Annotated in this window: 13 protein-coding genes and 1 rRNA gene; all 14 read left to right on the top strand. The window is 48.6% G+C overall.

What is annotated here, in order from left to right; all coding sequences use genetic code 11:
* Positions 1 to 15: 15 nt before the first annotated feature.
* The gene (rpmA, locus tag ACOZB4_RS26730) at positions 16 to 327 is read left to right on the top strand and encodes a 50S ribosomal protein L27 (protein WP_015734021.1); all 312 of its coding nucleotides are present in this window, start codon (positions 16 to 18) and stop codon (positions 325 to 327) included.
* Positions 328 to 496: 169 nt separating this feature from the next.
* Complete coding sequence (locus ACOZB4_RS26725) at positions 497 to 1,237, top strand: Spo0B domain-containing protein (RefSeq protein WP_339292679.1); 741 nt, start codon at positions 497 to 499, stop codon at positions 1,235 to 1,237.
* Between the two features lie 13 nt (positions 1,238 to 1,250).
* Entirely contained in the window at positions 1,251 to 2,561 is a 1,311-nt protein-coding gene (obgE, locus tag ACOZB4_RS26720; protein ID WP_379411116.1) for a GTPase ObgE, read from the top strand.
* A 287-nt stretch (positions 2,562 to 2,848) separates the two neighbouring features.
* A complete protein-coding gene (locus ACOZB4_RS26715) occupies positions 2,849 to 4,156 on the top strand; it encodes an SPFH domain-containing protein (RefSeq protein ID WP_076323138.1) in 1,308 nt (435 codons plus the stop codon).
* Positions 4,157 to 4,176: 20 nt separating this feature from the next.
* Positions 4,177 to 4,935 (top strand): hypothetical protein, encoded by a 759-nt coding sequence (locus ACOZB4_RS26710; protein ID WP_379411112.1) that lies wholly within the window; start codon positions 4,177 to 4,179, stop codon positions 4,933 to 4,935.
* A 24-nt stretch (positions 4,936 to 4,959) separates the two neighbouring features.
* Positions 4,960 to 5,712 carry a hypothetical protein gene (locus ACOZB4_RS26705; RefSeq protein ID WP_379411111.1) on the top strand — a complete coding sequence of 251 codons (753 nt, stop codon included), beginning with the start codon at positions 4,960 to 4,962 and terminating at the stop codon, positions 5,710 to 5,712.
* Positions 5,713 to 5,988: 276 nt separating this feature from the next.
* Positions 5,989 to 6,426 carry an ACT domain-containing protein gene (locus ACOZB4_RS26700; RefSeq protein ID WP_063478870.1) on the top strand — a complete coding sequence of 146 codons (438 nt, stop codon included), beginning with the start codon at positions 5,989 to 5,991 and terminating at the stop codon, positions 6,424 to 6,426.
* 53 nt (positions 6,427 to 6,479) lie between these two features.
* Positions 6,480 to 7,766, top strand: coding sequence for a homoserine dehydrogenase (locus ACOZB4_RS26695; RefSeq protein ID WP_076323142.1), 1,287 nt, complete (start codon positions 6,480 to 6,482; stop codon positions 7,764 to 7,766).
* A gap of 61 nt (positions 7,767 to 7,827) precedes the next feature.
* The gene (gene thrC / locus ACOZB4_RS26690; protein ID WP_076323143.1) at positions 7,828 to 8,901 is read left to right on the top strand and encodes a threonine synthase; all 1,074 of its coding nucleotides are present in this window, start codon (positions 7,828 to 7,830) and stop codon (positions 8,899 to 8,901) included.
* Positions 8,898 to 9,866 carry a homoserine kinase gene (gene thrB, locus ACOZB4_RS26685; RefSeq protein ID WP_379411104.1) on the top strand — a complete coding sequence of 323 codons (969 nt, stop codon included), beginning with the start codon at positions 8,898 to 8,900 and terminating at the stop codon, positions 9,864 to 9,866. The genes thrC and thrB overlap by 4 nt, the downstream gene beginning before the upstream one ends.
* On the top strand, positions 9,863 to 10,750 hold the full coding sequence (gene pheA, locus ACOZB4_RS26680) for a prephenate dehydratase (RefSeq protein WP_379411102.1): 888 nt from the start codon (positions 9,863 to 9,865) through the stop codon (positions 10,748 to 10,750). The genes thrB and pheA overlap by 4 nt, the downstream gene beginning before the upstream one ends.
* Positions 10,751 to 11,635, top strand: a complete 885-nt coding sequence (gene ilvE, locus ACOZB4_RS26675; RefSeq protein WP_379411100.1) for a branched-chain-amino-acid transaminase — start codon at positions 10,751 to 10,753, stop codon at positions 11,633 to 11,635.
* A gap of 163 nt (positions 11,636 to 11,798) precedes the next feature.
* Positions 11,799 to 13,496, top strand: a complete 1,698-nt coding sequence (locus ACOZB4_RS26670; RefSeq protein WP_379411098.1) for a LysM peptidoglycan-binding domain-containing protein — start codon at positions 11,799 to 11,801, stop codon at positions 13,494 to 13,496.
* A 470-nt stretch (positions 13,497 to 13,966) separates the two neighbouring features.
* A 16S ribosomal RNA gene (locus tag ACOZB4_RS26665) occupies positions 13,967 to 14,058 on the top strand; the annotation flags it as partial.

Raw genomic sequence — 14,058 nt, 5'->3', positions numbered from 1 at the left:
AAGGAGGTAGACAACATGTTGAAATTGGATCTTCAGTTATTCGCATCGAAAAAAGGTGTAGGTTCCACAAAGAACGGTCGCGATAGCGAATCGAAACGTCTTGGTGTGAAACGTGCGGACGGTCAAGCAGTGACTGGCGGCAGCATCTTGGTTCGCCAACGCGGAACGAAAATTCATCCAGGCACGAACGTAGGTATCGGTAAAGACGATACTTTGTTTGCGAAAGTTGACGGCGTTGTGAAATTTGAACGTTGGGGTCGTGATCGCAAGAAAGTGAGCGTCTACCCGGTTGATGTCGCTCCAGTAGCGGCTGCAGTAGAAGCTTAATCGTTTCTTATGCTGCATACAGAAGAAGCCTTTCGGCATCGTTGCCGGGGCTTCTTTTTTTGTAAATTGCGTAAAGATCATCATCCAGGGGATGAACCGTCCTGAAAGTCTATGATATACTGGGATTTGGTGAATGTAACCAATTGCTGTTGAAAGACGAGGAGAAGCGATGAAATCCTGGAAATGGATAGCAGCTGGGGCGGGGTTAACCTCCGTAATACCCGTAGCATGGATGGTATGGAAACCGACTTTGGCTGCAGGAGCAGTGTTGACGGTTTGGGCTGTCACTGCGTCTGTCTGCAGTGCATGGCTTGTCCGAAAATCGGACGAGCGTAGACAGCAAGCCATCGTTCGGAATATGGAGTCGACGGCGATTCAGATGCTGAATCACCATCGTCATGATTGGATGAATGAGCTTCAAATTTTGTACGGCTACATTCAACTTGGAAAGCTTGATAAAACAGTGGGTTCTGTGGAAAGAATAAAGGACAGAATGGCGACGGAGAGCAGAATCTCTAAGCTAGGCATTCCTTCGCTGGTTTTTTATTTACATTCATACCGTACGTACAGCAACAATCTGCAGCTCGACGTTGAAGTTGTGGACCAGGTACAACTGGAAGACAAAGTATCGCCACAAACGGCGGAGTCTTTTACCGAAGCAATCATTCAAACGGTGAGAGCTTTTCAATTGAGCGGAAAAGCGTCCTGGGGGGATACCCGGCAATTAACATTAACATTTATGCAGCAAGAACAAGAGCTGATGGTATGGGCACAAGGAGAAGGATCCTTTGGTGACCCGGACAGCTTGAAGCTTCAGATTGAACAATCCGTAAAAGGCGAAGGCATTCGGGTGGAGCAGACGGAGCCGGGGGAGACCTCGTATCGTTTGTATTTGCCGTTTGTGACTTGAGGAAGGTGATTTCATGTTTGTAGATAAGGCAAAAGTATATGTAAAAGGCGGAGACGGAGGAGATGGTCTCATTGCGTTCCGTCGAGAGAAATACGTTCCTGAAGGCGGACCTGCCGGCGGTGACGGCGGTAAGGGCGGCGACGTGATTTTCCGGGTGGACGAAGGACTGCGCACGTTGATGGATTTCCGTTATCAGAAGCATTTTAAGGCAAAGCGTGGGGAAAAAGGCCGCAATAAAAGTCAGCATGGCGCCAATGCGGATAGCATGATTGTCCGTATCCCGCCGGGCACCATCTTAATGGATGACGATACCGGTGAGGTGATTGGGGATTTGACCCGGCACGGTCAACAGGTTGTTGTTGCCAGAGGAGGTCGTGGAGGGCGTGGAAATATCCGCTTTGCTACGCCGAACAATCCGGCGCCTGAACTTGCCGAGAACGGTGAGGAAGGCGAAGAGCGTTACGTAACCCTGGAACTTAAAGTGATGGCTGATGTAGGTCTCGTCGGGTTCCCTAGCGTAGGCAAATCAACCTTGTTATCCGTTGTATCTGCGGCTCAGCCGAAGATCGGCGCATACCACTTTACGACCATAACACCGAATTTGGGAATGGTTGAGGTTGGAGACGGTCGCAATTTCGTAATGGCTGACTTGCCTGGTCTGATTGAGGGTGCTCATGAAGGCGTGGGACTTGGTCACGAATTCCTCCGGCACGTGGAAAGAACACGCGTCATTATCCATGTTGTGGATATGGCAGGCACGGAAGGAAGGGATCCGTTTGAGGACTGGGAAAAAATCAATGATGAAATCAGGCTTTACAACCCGGTTCTGGTCGATCGGCCGCAAATCGTAGCCGCTAATAAAATGGATATGCCGGAGGCGGAAGAGTATTTGGCAGCCTTCAAAGAGAAGGTGAAGGAAATCCGTCCGGACATCGAGGTCATGCCGATTTCCTCGCTGACCCGACAAGGTATCCAGGAACTTCTTTATCGCACGATCGATGTGCTCGAAAGTATTCCGGATGAGCCAGCGATTGAAGAAGTATCCGAGGTTTCCGAGCGTAAGGTGTATAAATTCAAAGCTCAAAACGATAACTCCTTCACCGTCACTAGGGATAATGAGATGTATGTGGTGCATAGCGAGCGAATTGAGCGGATGCTGAAACGGATGCAGATGAATTCACATGATGCGATTCTGAAGCTTGCAAGAACAATGCGTCATATGGGCATTGATGAAGAACTCCGGAAACGGGGCGCGACAGAAGGCACCATTGTACGGATTGGCGATTTCGAATTCGAATTTGTTGAAGGCAGCAGCTACTATTAATGCGTAAAAAGTACGTTTTGAAGAAAAATACCGCAAAGTCTGTATAACAGCAGGCTTTGCGGTATTTTTTTTATGAACGAACTTGTATCTCTATGAATCGATAACTCGTAAACATGAACAGTGATTTATGGCATCTGCCTGTGAAATTGTTTCGATATGTCTTTTTCCATTTAGGTTTCCAAATTTTGCATCCACATATCGGGTAAATCGTATACAATAGTAGTACAATAGTCCTTTTCCATAGACAATCAGGATGGAAGGAACGGCGTAAAAAGGAGAGTAGAACTATGGCTATTATTGAAGTTGTAAAATATGAAGGGCCGCCGGATGTGTTTGCATGGCGTTATCCGAATCAGGAGTTAGGGACTTGGACCCAGCTCATTGTTCATGAGACACAGGAGGCAATCCTGTATAAGGGCGGTCAGGCCCTGGACTCCTTCTCAGCGGGGCGGCATACGCTGAGCACAGCGAATATACCGATTTTATCCAATGTGATTAATCTTCCATTCGGTGGGAAGTCTCCCTTTACGGCAGAAGTCTGGTTTGTGAATAAACTTCGTTCACTGGACGTGAAATGGGGGACCAACTCGCCGATCCAGCTGCAAGATCCGAAATACAATATTATCGTATCGGTCCGGGCTTTTGGCCAATTCGGCGTACAGATCAGCGATCCGCGAAAGTTTCTGGCGACCATGGTCGGTACGCTGCAAACTTTTGACCAGGGCACCCTGATTAAATATTATCGCGGCGTACTGATGTCCAATATTACGGAAATCATATCCTCCTATATCGTTCGCAAAAAAATCAGCGTTGTGGAGATCAATGCTTACATAGCGGAAATATCGAAGCATATCATGGAAGCGATTGCGCCTTCATTTGAAGAGATAGGGATCACTCTGCTGAATTTCTATGTAGATTCCATCAACATACCGGAGAATGACCCTGCAGCTGTTCGAATCAAGGAGGCGCTAGCGAAGAAAGCGGAGATGGACATCATCGGATATACCTATCATCAGGAAAGAACCTTTAATACGCTTGAGGGGGCAGCGAAGAATCCCGGCAGCCCGGCAGCGGTCATGGGGACCGGGCTGGGAATGGGGCTTGGGATGGTCGGCCCGATGTACGAGACCGCCCGGCATATGTTTGAGAGTTCAAAGGAACTAGAGAAGGATGATATGCCAATCAACCAGAAGGCATGTACCAAGTGCGGAACACGGAACGGGGAAGAAGCCCGATTCTGTTCGGGATGCGGCCAATCGCTTCAGGCGCAAGCCGAGCAAGAGCCAGCGAAAACTGTCCGGTGCAACGATTGCGGGCAGCCTCTACCTCCGAATGCCAAGTTTTGTCTTCACTGCGGAGACCCTTACCATGCATGCCCTAAGTGTGGTCATGACCATCCTGCCGGTGCTGTTGAATGTCCGGAGTGCGGTGCACCGCTGCCTATGCCTTGCCGGGCATGCGGTGAATTGGTGGATGCGGAAGCCAAGTTTTGCCCGCACTGCGGGTCGAGCCATGAACTTACATGTCCTGGGTGTCATCATGAGATCAAACCGGGCCAGAAGTTCTGCATGGAGTGCGGTCATAAATTGATGTGAAGTGAAAGCGGGGGAATAGAGTGAACACAAGGACCACAAGTCGAAACAGATTATGGCTGGCTGCCGTAGCGCTTCCGGTCGTAACCATCCTTCTGTTCGGATTGATCAGTGGGATCGTTCAGCTGAATGCTTGGATATCGGGCATAGCCCTCGGATGCGCCGAGGCGGCCATTCTCGTATTTATCGGTTTTGTCATGCACCAGCGCAAAGCGGCTTCGTCAGGAGCACCCTTTCATATTGCTTCAGGCGTTATTATAGGGATCTATACAATCTCCGTCTTGCTGGAGGTTATTCTGCTGGGATATTTATTTAAGCTGCCTGAATCTTCGTATTTGATGATTCATCTGATAACCTTCCTGGGGTTTTCGGTTGTTCTAGGACTGATAGCTTTGGCGGGAAAATATGCAGGAGCTCATGAACGGAAGGAAAGTGATCATCTTTCGGTTAAGAAAGAGACGGTGGCTTGGATCGGGGGAATCCGGAGAAAACTAGGGGAGATGCCAGGAGAAAACATTCATTTGTTAGACCGGCAAATGGCCGAGCTTGAGGAAACGCTTCGGTATAGCGATCCAATCACACACACCTCATTATATGAAGTGGAGCATATGATCCAGCAAAAAATCGCGATGTTGGAGGACCAAGTGGCGCTGATCAGGGAGACACAAGCGGAACAACGTGATGAGCTGGTAGAGCAAACCGTTCACATCATCTGCGATATCCTTAGAACGGTACAGGATCGCAACACGGAACTTCTGAAAGCAAAAGCGGGATCAACCTAATGCAGATGATAGAGGGGATAGAAAATGGAAGCTTCTGATCTCAAGCGCTTTAAACAGAAATTCACAACAGTGGATTATTCTATTATTGCGGTGGCGGTTCTGTTTTTTCCGCTGGCCATTGTGCTGACAGCTGTTCGGGTCCTTGTCACCCATCGCCATAATCACTGTAAGGGACGAAACAATCGGCTCTTCGGGTGGGTTTTGGTCATCACCTATGGAATCTTTGAATTGCTTATGATTCTGGCGACTATTGATGATAAAGATGTTGATGGCCTCTATTCGGCTTCCATCGTTTGGGGCGTTATTATACTGGTTCCAGCTATCATCATGCTGTTGATTGCCAAAAAAGAAGACAAGAAATTCAACAGTTTGCTGCAATTTTATTCGAATGCCATTATGAAAAGAGGACTCGTCCAGATTGAATATATCGCTCGTGAGGCAAGACAAACGCCGGCACATGCCGTCCGGGATATCACGTTCATGTTTGAACGGCGTATGCTGCCTAACGGAAAGCTCGACAATGGAGTCGTCATCATCCCGTCCTTACAGAGGAGAACCCAATCCCCATTCCAAGGGGAATTTGTTTCGCGCAGCGGACAGAGAATGCAGTATTCACTGGGAGAAGTTGCGGCTGAACCAGCGCCATTAACTCGAAACGAAGCGACGCCCGATCCAGGACCGAAGTCTGTGGAATGCCCGGGCTGCGGGGCAAGGTCGGTCGTGACGCATCTGGAGAAAAAAGAATGTGAGTATTGCGGTACGGTGATTGTGGCTTAGATTTTACGCGGAGCGTTTGATCTCAAATCTTAAACATGGTTGTTTCATCGGCAGTTTCCGCATACCGGAGACTGCTTTTTCTTACGCATCATTTACAATTTTGACGTGAATATCGATGTGTTCCGAATCGAATTGCGATATAGTATAGGCTATAGAGTTGACATAAGAAATATCGGGATATCTAAAAAAACTGGACACTTATGTATTGCCCTTACTTGGTATATCCAGTATAATGTCCACTATACGAATACAGTAGTCTTTGAGGAGAGGACGTTTGTGAAGGAACGCTACTATTTGGTCCGGGAAGACATCCTTCCCGAGGCTGTGGTTAAGACGATGCAAGTGAAAAAATTGCTGGCGTCGGGAGACGTTAGGACGGTCCATGAAGCCGTTGAGCAAGTTGGGCTTAGCCGAAGCGCTTTTTATAAGTACAAGGATGGAATCCATCCTATCAATCAACTGGAACGAGATGAAATCGTAACGATTTCTATCGATATGGAACATCGCTCCGGGATGCTATCCGAAGTGCTGGGGCTGGTAGCGGGTGAAGGCGGGAATGTATTAACCATTCATCAGAGCATTCCACTGCAGGGTATCGCCAATGTCGTGATTTCCGTCGAAGTATCCCGGCTTAATGAGGAGCTGGATGATCTGCTCGACGGATTGAGACGAATAACCGGAGTAAGAAGAGTGCAGATGATAGGCCAGGGTTAAGTTATGACGAATAAATAGATATCTATGCGATGGGATACAGGAGGTATGTATTAATGAAACCGGTCAAAGTAGGACTTTTGGGATTAGGAACCGTAGGAACAGGGGTTGTCCGCATCGTTGAGGGGCATCAGGAGGATTTGAGCAGCCAGGTCGGTTCGCCGATTACGATAGAACGCATCGCTGTCAAACATTTGGAGAAGTACCGCAGTATCAATGTGGACCAGAATAAACTGACGGAAGATCCATGGGCGGTCATCCGCGATCCTGAGATTGATGTCATCGTTGAAGTGATGGGCGGTATTGAACAGACGAAAACCTATATCCTCGAAGCGCTTGAGCGCGGCAAGCATATCGTTACCGCGAATAAGGATCTGATGGCTCTCCATGGTGCCGAAATATTAGCCAAGGCACAAGAGAAGCAGTGCGACGTGTTCTACGAGGCAAGCGTTGCTGGCGGTATTCCTATTATCCGCACGTTGATTGAAGGCTTCTCCTCGGATCGAATCATGAAAATCATGGGGATCGTGAACGGTACAACCAACTTCATTTTGACCAAGATGAGCCAAGAAGGCGCATCGTATGAGGATGTCCTGGCTGAAGCTCAGGAGCTCGGTTATGCAGAAGCCGATCCGACCTCCGATGTGGAAGGCTTGGACGCGGCCCGCAAAATGGCGATACTAGGGACACTCGGCTTCCGCACGAACGTTGAGCTCCAGGATGTAACCGTTAAGGGAATCTCGCAAGTGACCAAAGAAGATATCGCCTATGCGAAGCGTTTGGGCTATGAGATGAAGCTGCTCGGTATAGCGGAGCGTCAGGACGATGAGTTCAGCATCACTGTTCAGCCTACGATGGTTCGAAAAGGACATCCTATCGCGGCCGTGAATGGGGTATTTAACGCGGTTTATGTATACGGAGAAGCTGTAGGTGAAACGATGTTTTACGGAGCCGGCGCCGGCGAGATGCCAACCGCTACATCCGTTGTTGCAGACTTGGTTGCGGTCATCAAGAATCTGAAGCTCGGCGTCAACGGGCTCAAAGCCATCGTTCCTTACAAACCGAAGAAACTCAAAACCGATGAGCAGATCATGTACAAGAACTTCATTTTGCTTCATGTCGACGATAAAGCAGGTGTACTTGCCCAAATTACGCAGGTGTTCGCCGAATATAACGTCAGCCTGGAATCGGTTGTTCAGCAGCCGAACGAACATAATCCGGACGCAGAGATTATCATCGTCACGCACAATGCGAGCAAAGCCAATATGGATGAAGTGTTGAATCATTTTGAAGGCCTGGAAGTCATCCGCCGGATTAAAAGTGTTTACCGTGTTGAAGGATAAGGGATTAAAACTTATTAAATACCCGATATAATTTTTTCAAAAGAAAAGGAGAACATGAGAGATGCCGTATGAAGGATTGCTTCAAACCTACAGAGAATATTTGCCGGTGAATGAGCGTACTCCGCTTCTAACGCTTAAGGAAGGAAACACACCTTTGATCAAAGCCGTGAATCTATCTGAAGAGCTCGGGATTGATCTGCATTTCAAATTTGAAGGGCTTAATCCAACGGGTTCATTTAAAGACCGTGGGATGGTGATGGCCGTAGCGAAAGCAATGGAAGAGGGAAGCCGTACTATTATGTGCGCTTCCACGGGTAATACTTCTGCAGCAGCTGCTGCTTATGCCGCTCGTGGCGGATTAAATTGTATCGTTATCATTCCGAACAATAATATTGCGCTGGGCAAGCTCGCCCAGGCAATGATCTACGGAGCGAAGGTTATTGCGATTGAGGGCAATTTTGACCGCGCGCTGGAAATCGTGCGCGAGATTACGGCGAAGCATCCGATTGCGCTTGTGAACTCCGTGAACCCTTATCGAATCGAAGGCCAGAAGACGGCTGCATTCGAAGTCGTAGACCAGTTAGGGAAAGCTCCGGACGTGCTGGCGATTCCGGTCGGCAATGCGGGGAACATCTCCGCTTACTGGAAAGGATTTAAAGAGTACCACGCGGCGGGCAAATCCTCTTCACTACCGAAAATGCTAGGATTTGAAGCGGAAGGTGCTATGGCGATCGTGAAGGGAGAGCCTATTGCGAATCCGGAAACGGTAGCGACTGCCATCCGTATCGGGAACCCGGCCAGCTGGAAAACCGCGGTTGCCGCCGCAGAGGAATCCGGTGGACAGATTAACTACGTAACGGATGAAGAAATTTTGGAAGCATACCGAAAAATTGCATCGCGTGAGGGCATTTTTGCCGAGCCAGGATCGGCTGCCTCCATCGCAGGCGTTTATAAAATGAAGCGAGAAGGATATTTTAAAGGTGGAGAGTCCGTTGTCTGTGTGCTGACAGGGCATGGGCTCAAGGATCCGAATATCGCCATTTCTACCGTGAACGCCGAACCGCTCGTCGTATCGGATACGGAATCAGCCGTAATGGATGCTATTGCTAAGCTTGAAGGAGCTGCACGGGTATGAGTTTGTCTCAAGGTGTCCGGGTGAAGGTTCCGGCCAGTACGGCTAATTTGGGACCTGGATTCGATACACTCGGCATGGCATTGTCTTTATATTCCTGGATCGAGATGAAGGCGTCGGAGCGGACCGTATTCCATCTTCATGGTGATGAGATGGGAGGTCTGCCGACGGATAAGAGTAACCTGATCTACAAGGTGGCTCAGACGGTTTTTGAAGAGGCGGGACAGGCTGTTCCTGATCTTGAGATTTCCATGTATTCCGAAATTCCGCTTACCCGCGGCCTTGGCAGCAGTGCATCGGCGATTGTAGGGGCGCTGGCGGCTGCCAATGCGCTGATCGGTTCGCCGCTGCCCGATTCCAAGCTTTTTGACATGGCGACGGATCTTGAGAAGCACCCGGATAATGTAGGAGCTTCTTTATTTGGAGGGATTATTACGGCGGTATGGGACGGAGCCCATGCGGATTATATACGAATTGAACCTCCAGCTGACCTCGGAACGCTCGTGGTTATTCCCGATTTCGAGTTGGCTACATCCAAAGCAAGGGAAGCGCTGCCCGCCCAGGTCAGTTTAGCGGATGCTGTATATAATATTAGTCGATCCTCCTTGATGACCGCGGCTCTTTCGGCAGGCAGACTGGACTTGATTCGGGCTGCTATGCAAGATCGGATTCACCAACCCTATCGGGTGCCGCTTGTGCCAGGGATGACCAAGATTTTGACCGAAGCGACAAGCCACGGAGCGCTCGGTGTTGCGCTAAGCGGAGCGGGCCCGACGATGATTGCGTTGGTGGATCGGAACGATTCACGGATAGAAGAATTGAGCGCGTATTTAATGGAGACGATGAAGGCGGAAGGAATCTCGTCTTCGTGCTACCAATTGAATCCAGTTGCGGAAGGCGTCCAGCTCTTGGATGATATAAACAATAGATCCTTTTTGGATATGATTAGAGGGGAAGTTACCGCATGAAAAAAATAGCCTTGTTGCCCTCAGGATCGGTATCTCATGAAGCGATACTTTATCTCCTTAACGGTGAGCCGGTGGAGTTTGTCCACCATAAACTGATCTCTGATGTATTTATGTCTACAGTAGAAGGACAAAGCGATTACAGCGTGATCCCGATTGAGAATACCATCGAAGGCTCCGTGAGCCTTCATATGGATTGGTTGGTCAATGAGGTGGATCTGCCGATGCAGGTAGAGTGGGTCTATCCTTCCATTCAAAACCTGATCGGAAATGCTGCCGAGTTCAGTTCCAATGACGGTACGATGGATTACAATAAAATCACAAAAATTTGGTCCCACCAAGTAGCAACGGCCCAGTGCCGTCAGTTCCTCGCGAAGGCCGCACCACAGGCTGAGTTGGAGCAAGTAGGCAGCACGTCTGAAGGGGTTAAGATCGTAAAGGAAAATCCCGGCCAGGGATGGGCGGCGATCGGCACTTCACTTGGCGCAGCCACTCACGGATTAAACCTGCTTGCCGAGCGTATTACCGACCATGATAACAATTACACCCGGTTTGTCTTGATCGGACGCGAGCCGATTTCAGTCAACCGTTCGCCGGAGCATATCAAGACCAGCATTCTCGTGACCCTCCCAGAGGATGTGCCGGGAGCGCTGCATCAGGTGCTTTCTGCTTTTGCTTGGCGGCGCCTGAACCTGTCGCGGATCGAATCCCGTCCGACGAAGAAGAAACTCGGTAATTACTATTTTTATATCGATGTCATGGCCGCAGCAGATTCCGTTCTATTGCTCGCCGCCATGGGAGAGATTGAAGCGCTGGGATGTTTGGTTCGTGTGCTGGGTACTTATCCGGGCTATGCGTACGAGAGTGAGAAAATGGAGGTTAAGTAAATGTCAGAGCAATGGATCTATCTGGATGGAGAATTCGTCACAAAAGAGAATGCAAAAGTATCCGTTTTTGATCATGGATTTTTGTACGGAGACGGCATATTCGAAGGCATTCGGATATATAACGGCAATATCTTTAAGTGCAAGGAACACTTGGATCGGCTGTACGATTCCGCCAAGTCCATCGATTTAGTCATCCCACTGACATATGATGAGCTGCTGGAGGCTACGGCCGAAACGATTCGGCGCAACGATATGCGAAACGGTTACATCCGTATCGTAGTATCCCGAGGTGCAGGCAATCTGGGTCTGGATCCGCGTCGCTGCCCTAAACCAACGGTGTTGATCATTGTGGAACAGCTGGCGATCTACTCTGAAGAAGCCTATCTGAACGGTTTGAAGGCCGTATCCGTAGCCCAGCGTCGTAACATTCCGGATGCGCTCAATCCGAAAATCAAGTCTCTGAACTATTTGAACAATATTCTTGTGAAGATACAATCCAACTTTGCGGGAGCGGATGAAGCAATCATGATGAACGCCCAAGGATATGTGACGGAAGGCTCCGGGGACAATATTTTTATCGTGAAAAAAGGTGTGGTCACCACGCCACCGTGCTACCTTGGTGCGCTTGAAGGCATTACACGTCAGGCGATTATTGATTTGTGCGATAAACTCGGCATTAAATTGAAGGAAGAGCCTTTCAGCATGCATGACGTATATATTGCAGACGAGGTATTTTTTACAGGAACCGCCGCCGAGGTCATCGCCGCTCGCGAAATTGACGGACGGATGATCGGAAAAGGGCAGGCTGGTCCAATTACGCTTCAATTGCTCGAGGAATTCCGCAAAGTTGTGGATCAAGACGGTTATAAAGTGTGGGAATCCTAACGTTTTTGGACAGCTAAATAAACGACTTAAACAATCCTTTCATGTCGATGAAAGGATTTTTTTTGCCCAGAGGGATGTCAATCGCCTATTCCGTGCATAGGATGTAGTAACGAAAGCGGGCGAATTACATGACGCCTAGAAGAGTGTAGGAGGTTTTAGCGGCGTGAAGATACACATCGTCAAGGAAGGCGACACCCTATATGAGCTGTCCAAAAAATACGACGTTCCTTTAGCGAAAATCATCGATGCCAATCCACAGCTGGTGGATCCGAATAAGCTCGATGTCGGTGCCAAAATCAAATTACCGACAGAGCCTGTTCCGGTACCAGGCGGCAGCCAACCCATTATCCATAAGCATACGGTAAAGCAGGGGGACTCCCTCTGGAAACTGTCGAAGGCATGGGGCGTAACCCTGAAGGAAATCATTGATGCCAACCCGCAGCTTAAAAATCCGAATGCCCTGCTGGTGGGAGAGGTCGTGAACATCCCTTCATCAGGCGTATATTCGGAGTCGGGCGCAGATGACGGGGGTTCGATGAGCAGTGGCAGTGGTTCGAACCCGGGCAAGAAGAAGCCGGGCAGCAAGGATTACACAGGAGTAAAGGAAGAAATCACAGCGCCGATCGAGCAGCCTCCGGTTGTTCCGGAAGTTAAGGAGCCCGAGCCGCCGATTTTGCCGAAACTTCCTGAGATTTCGCCTTTCCCCGAGGAGCCAAAGAAATTCGAACCGGAGTACAAACCGGAGATTTTACCTGAAATCAAGAAGCCGGTCATCCTGCCGGAAGTCATGAAACCAGAGATCCTGCCAGAAGTAAAGAAACCGGAAGTCATGCCTGATTTTAAAAAGCCTGCAATCATGCCTGATTTCAAGCCGGAATTTAAACCTGAATTCAAACCAGATTTTAAACCGCCATATAAGCCAATAGAACCTGAGTATACGTACCCTGTTAAGACCATGCCGTTACCTCACCCAATCCATCCCATGGCCGAACCATGTCCGCCATTTGCGGAGATGCCACTTCATATGATGCCGCATCCATGTCCGGAGTTTCCTTTTCAAGAAGCGCCTGCATTTATGATGCCTCCATACGGTGGTTTTCATGAAGGGCCATGTGGTTGCCATGAACCTAAACATTGGCATGGTTCCGATTACGGCACAGCCGTTCATCCGTATCACCATACACCGCAGGAAGCGATGCCCGTTTCCTATAATGAAGGCTGGGGAGATGCAGCTTCGGGATATCCGGGTGTTTCTGAACAGCCAATGAGCTTGGAATATTCCCAGTTCTCGATCACCGAATCGTATACAGGGAATATGGGTTCCGATTACCATCCATATCCTGAGCATCATCATACAGAGCCGACATATGGTTATGTCCCGTCTCCTTGCGGATGCCACGGGGGAGAAGTTAGTCCGCACTATAACATGCCGCAACATGGGCATTATCAGCATACACCGGACATGGCGGTTCCGTATCAACCTTGGCAGGGTGGAATGGACTACAATGCTAGGCCATACGGATATCCGTCCGAACTCATGGGAACTCAAGGAGCATATCCTCCATTTGAAAATCCATATGAACAGAACTGGTATGATCGGCAAAATGACCAGCAGCTCGATTCGGCATTCAATCCGTCGGCTCCATTCGAAGCGAAGCAATCCAATATGTCGATCAGCAGTGAAGTTGAGAACGATACGAAACCATCCGTATCGAGAGATACCGCCATTGAAGAGAATGCTAAGGAAAGAGCCAAAGTCCATCGTCAACAAGCTAATAAAACAAGAACTGCAGCCAAGAAATCACGCAAGCCTCAAGTCTCATCAAAAGGCAAGCGCCACAATCCCTGGATCAAGGGTTAAGACATCATCAATGAATGCCTAGTTATAGCTATACAAAAGGGACCTCATCTTGGTCCCTTTTGTATGCTCGTCCGACATACTGTCTATGAATCTACTGAAATAAAATACTCTAATAGCTATTTATAAAGGAATTATCATTTGGAAGAAATTATATATTGCTATCGGGTTGAAAAATATGATACATTATAAATCCAGTCGCGATAAGCAAGATTGCGATGGGATAGAGGTCAACCGAAAGTAATGAAGCATTTAAGAAGAACTTAAAAAACTTTCTAAAAAAACCTCTTGCATTATCGAAACAAACATGATATATTATAAGAGTTGCTGGTGCGAACGAGATTCGCTGGTAACGAAGAAGTTGATCTTTGAAAACTGAACAACGAGTGAGTAAAACGAACCACTTAGGTGGAACGTTGAAATAGAGAATTGAACAAATTCTCGTCAGTTAAGAAATGAGCAAGTCAAACACTTTATTGGAGAGTTTGATCCTGGCTCAGGACGAACGCTGGCGGCGTGCCTAATACATGCAAGTCGAGCGGACTTGATGGAGTGCTTGCACTCC

This window comes from Paenibacillus sp. NPDC058898, assembly GCF_049316025.1.
In the GTDB taxonomy this organism is placed as follows: Bacteria; Bacillota; Bacilli; order Paenibacillales; family Paenibacillaceae; genus Paenibacillus_AQ.
This window is presented reverse-complemented; position numbering and strand designations above follow the sequence as displayed.

What these genes read in the sequence shown, in the direction of transcription:
- rpmA (WP_015734021.1), top strand. Translation starts at nt 16, where the DNA reads ATGTTGAAATTGGATCTTCAGTTATTCGCATCGAAAAAAGGTGTAGGT.
- ACOZB4_RS26725 (WP_339292679.1), top strand. Translation starts at nt 497, where the DNA reads ATGAAATCCTGGAAATGGATAGCAGCTGGGGCGGGGTTAACCTCCGTA.
- obgE (WP_379411116.1), top strand. Translation starts at nt 1,251, where the DNA reads ATGTTTGTAGATAAGGCAAAAGTATATGTAAAAGGCGGAGACGGAGGA.
- ACOZB4_RS26715 (WP_076323138.1), top strand. Translation starts at nt 2,849, where the DNA reads ATGGCTATTATTGAAGTTGTAAAATATGAAGGGCCGCCGGATGTGTTT.
- ACOZB4_RS26705 (WP_379411111.1), top strand. Translation starts at nt 4,960, where the DNA reads ATGGAAGCTTCTGATCTCAAGCGCTTTAAACAGAAATTCACAACAGTG.
- ACOZB4_RS26695 (WP_076323142.1), top strand. Translation starts at nt 6,480, where the DNA reads ATGAAACCGGTCAAAGTAGGACTTTTGGGATTAGGAACCGTAGGAACA.
- thrC (WP_076323143.1), top strand. Translation starts at nt 7,828, where the DNA reads ATGCCGTATGAAGGATTGCTTCAAACCTACAGAGAATATTTGCCGGTG.
- thrB (WP_379411104.1), top strand. Translation starts at nt 8,898, where the DNA reads ATGAGTTTGTCTCAAGGTGTCCGGGTGAAGGTTCCGGCCAGTACGGCT.
- pheA (WP_379411102.1), top strand. Translation starts at nt 9,863, where the DNA reads ATGAAAAAAATAGCCTTGTTGCCCTCAGGATCGGTATCTCATGAAGCG.
- ilvE (WP_379411100.1), top strand. Translation starts at nt 10,751, where the DNA reads ATGTCAGAGCAATGGATCTATCTGGATGGAGAATTCGTCACAAAAGAG.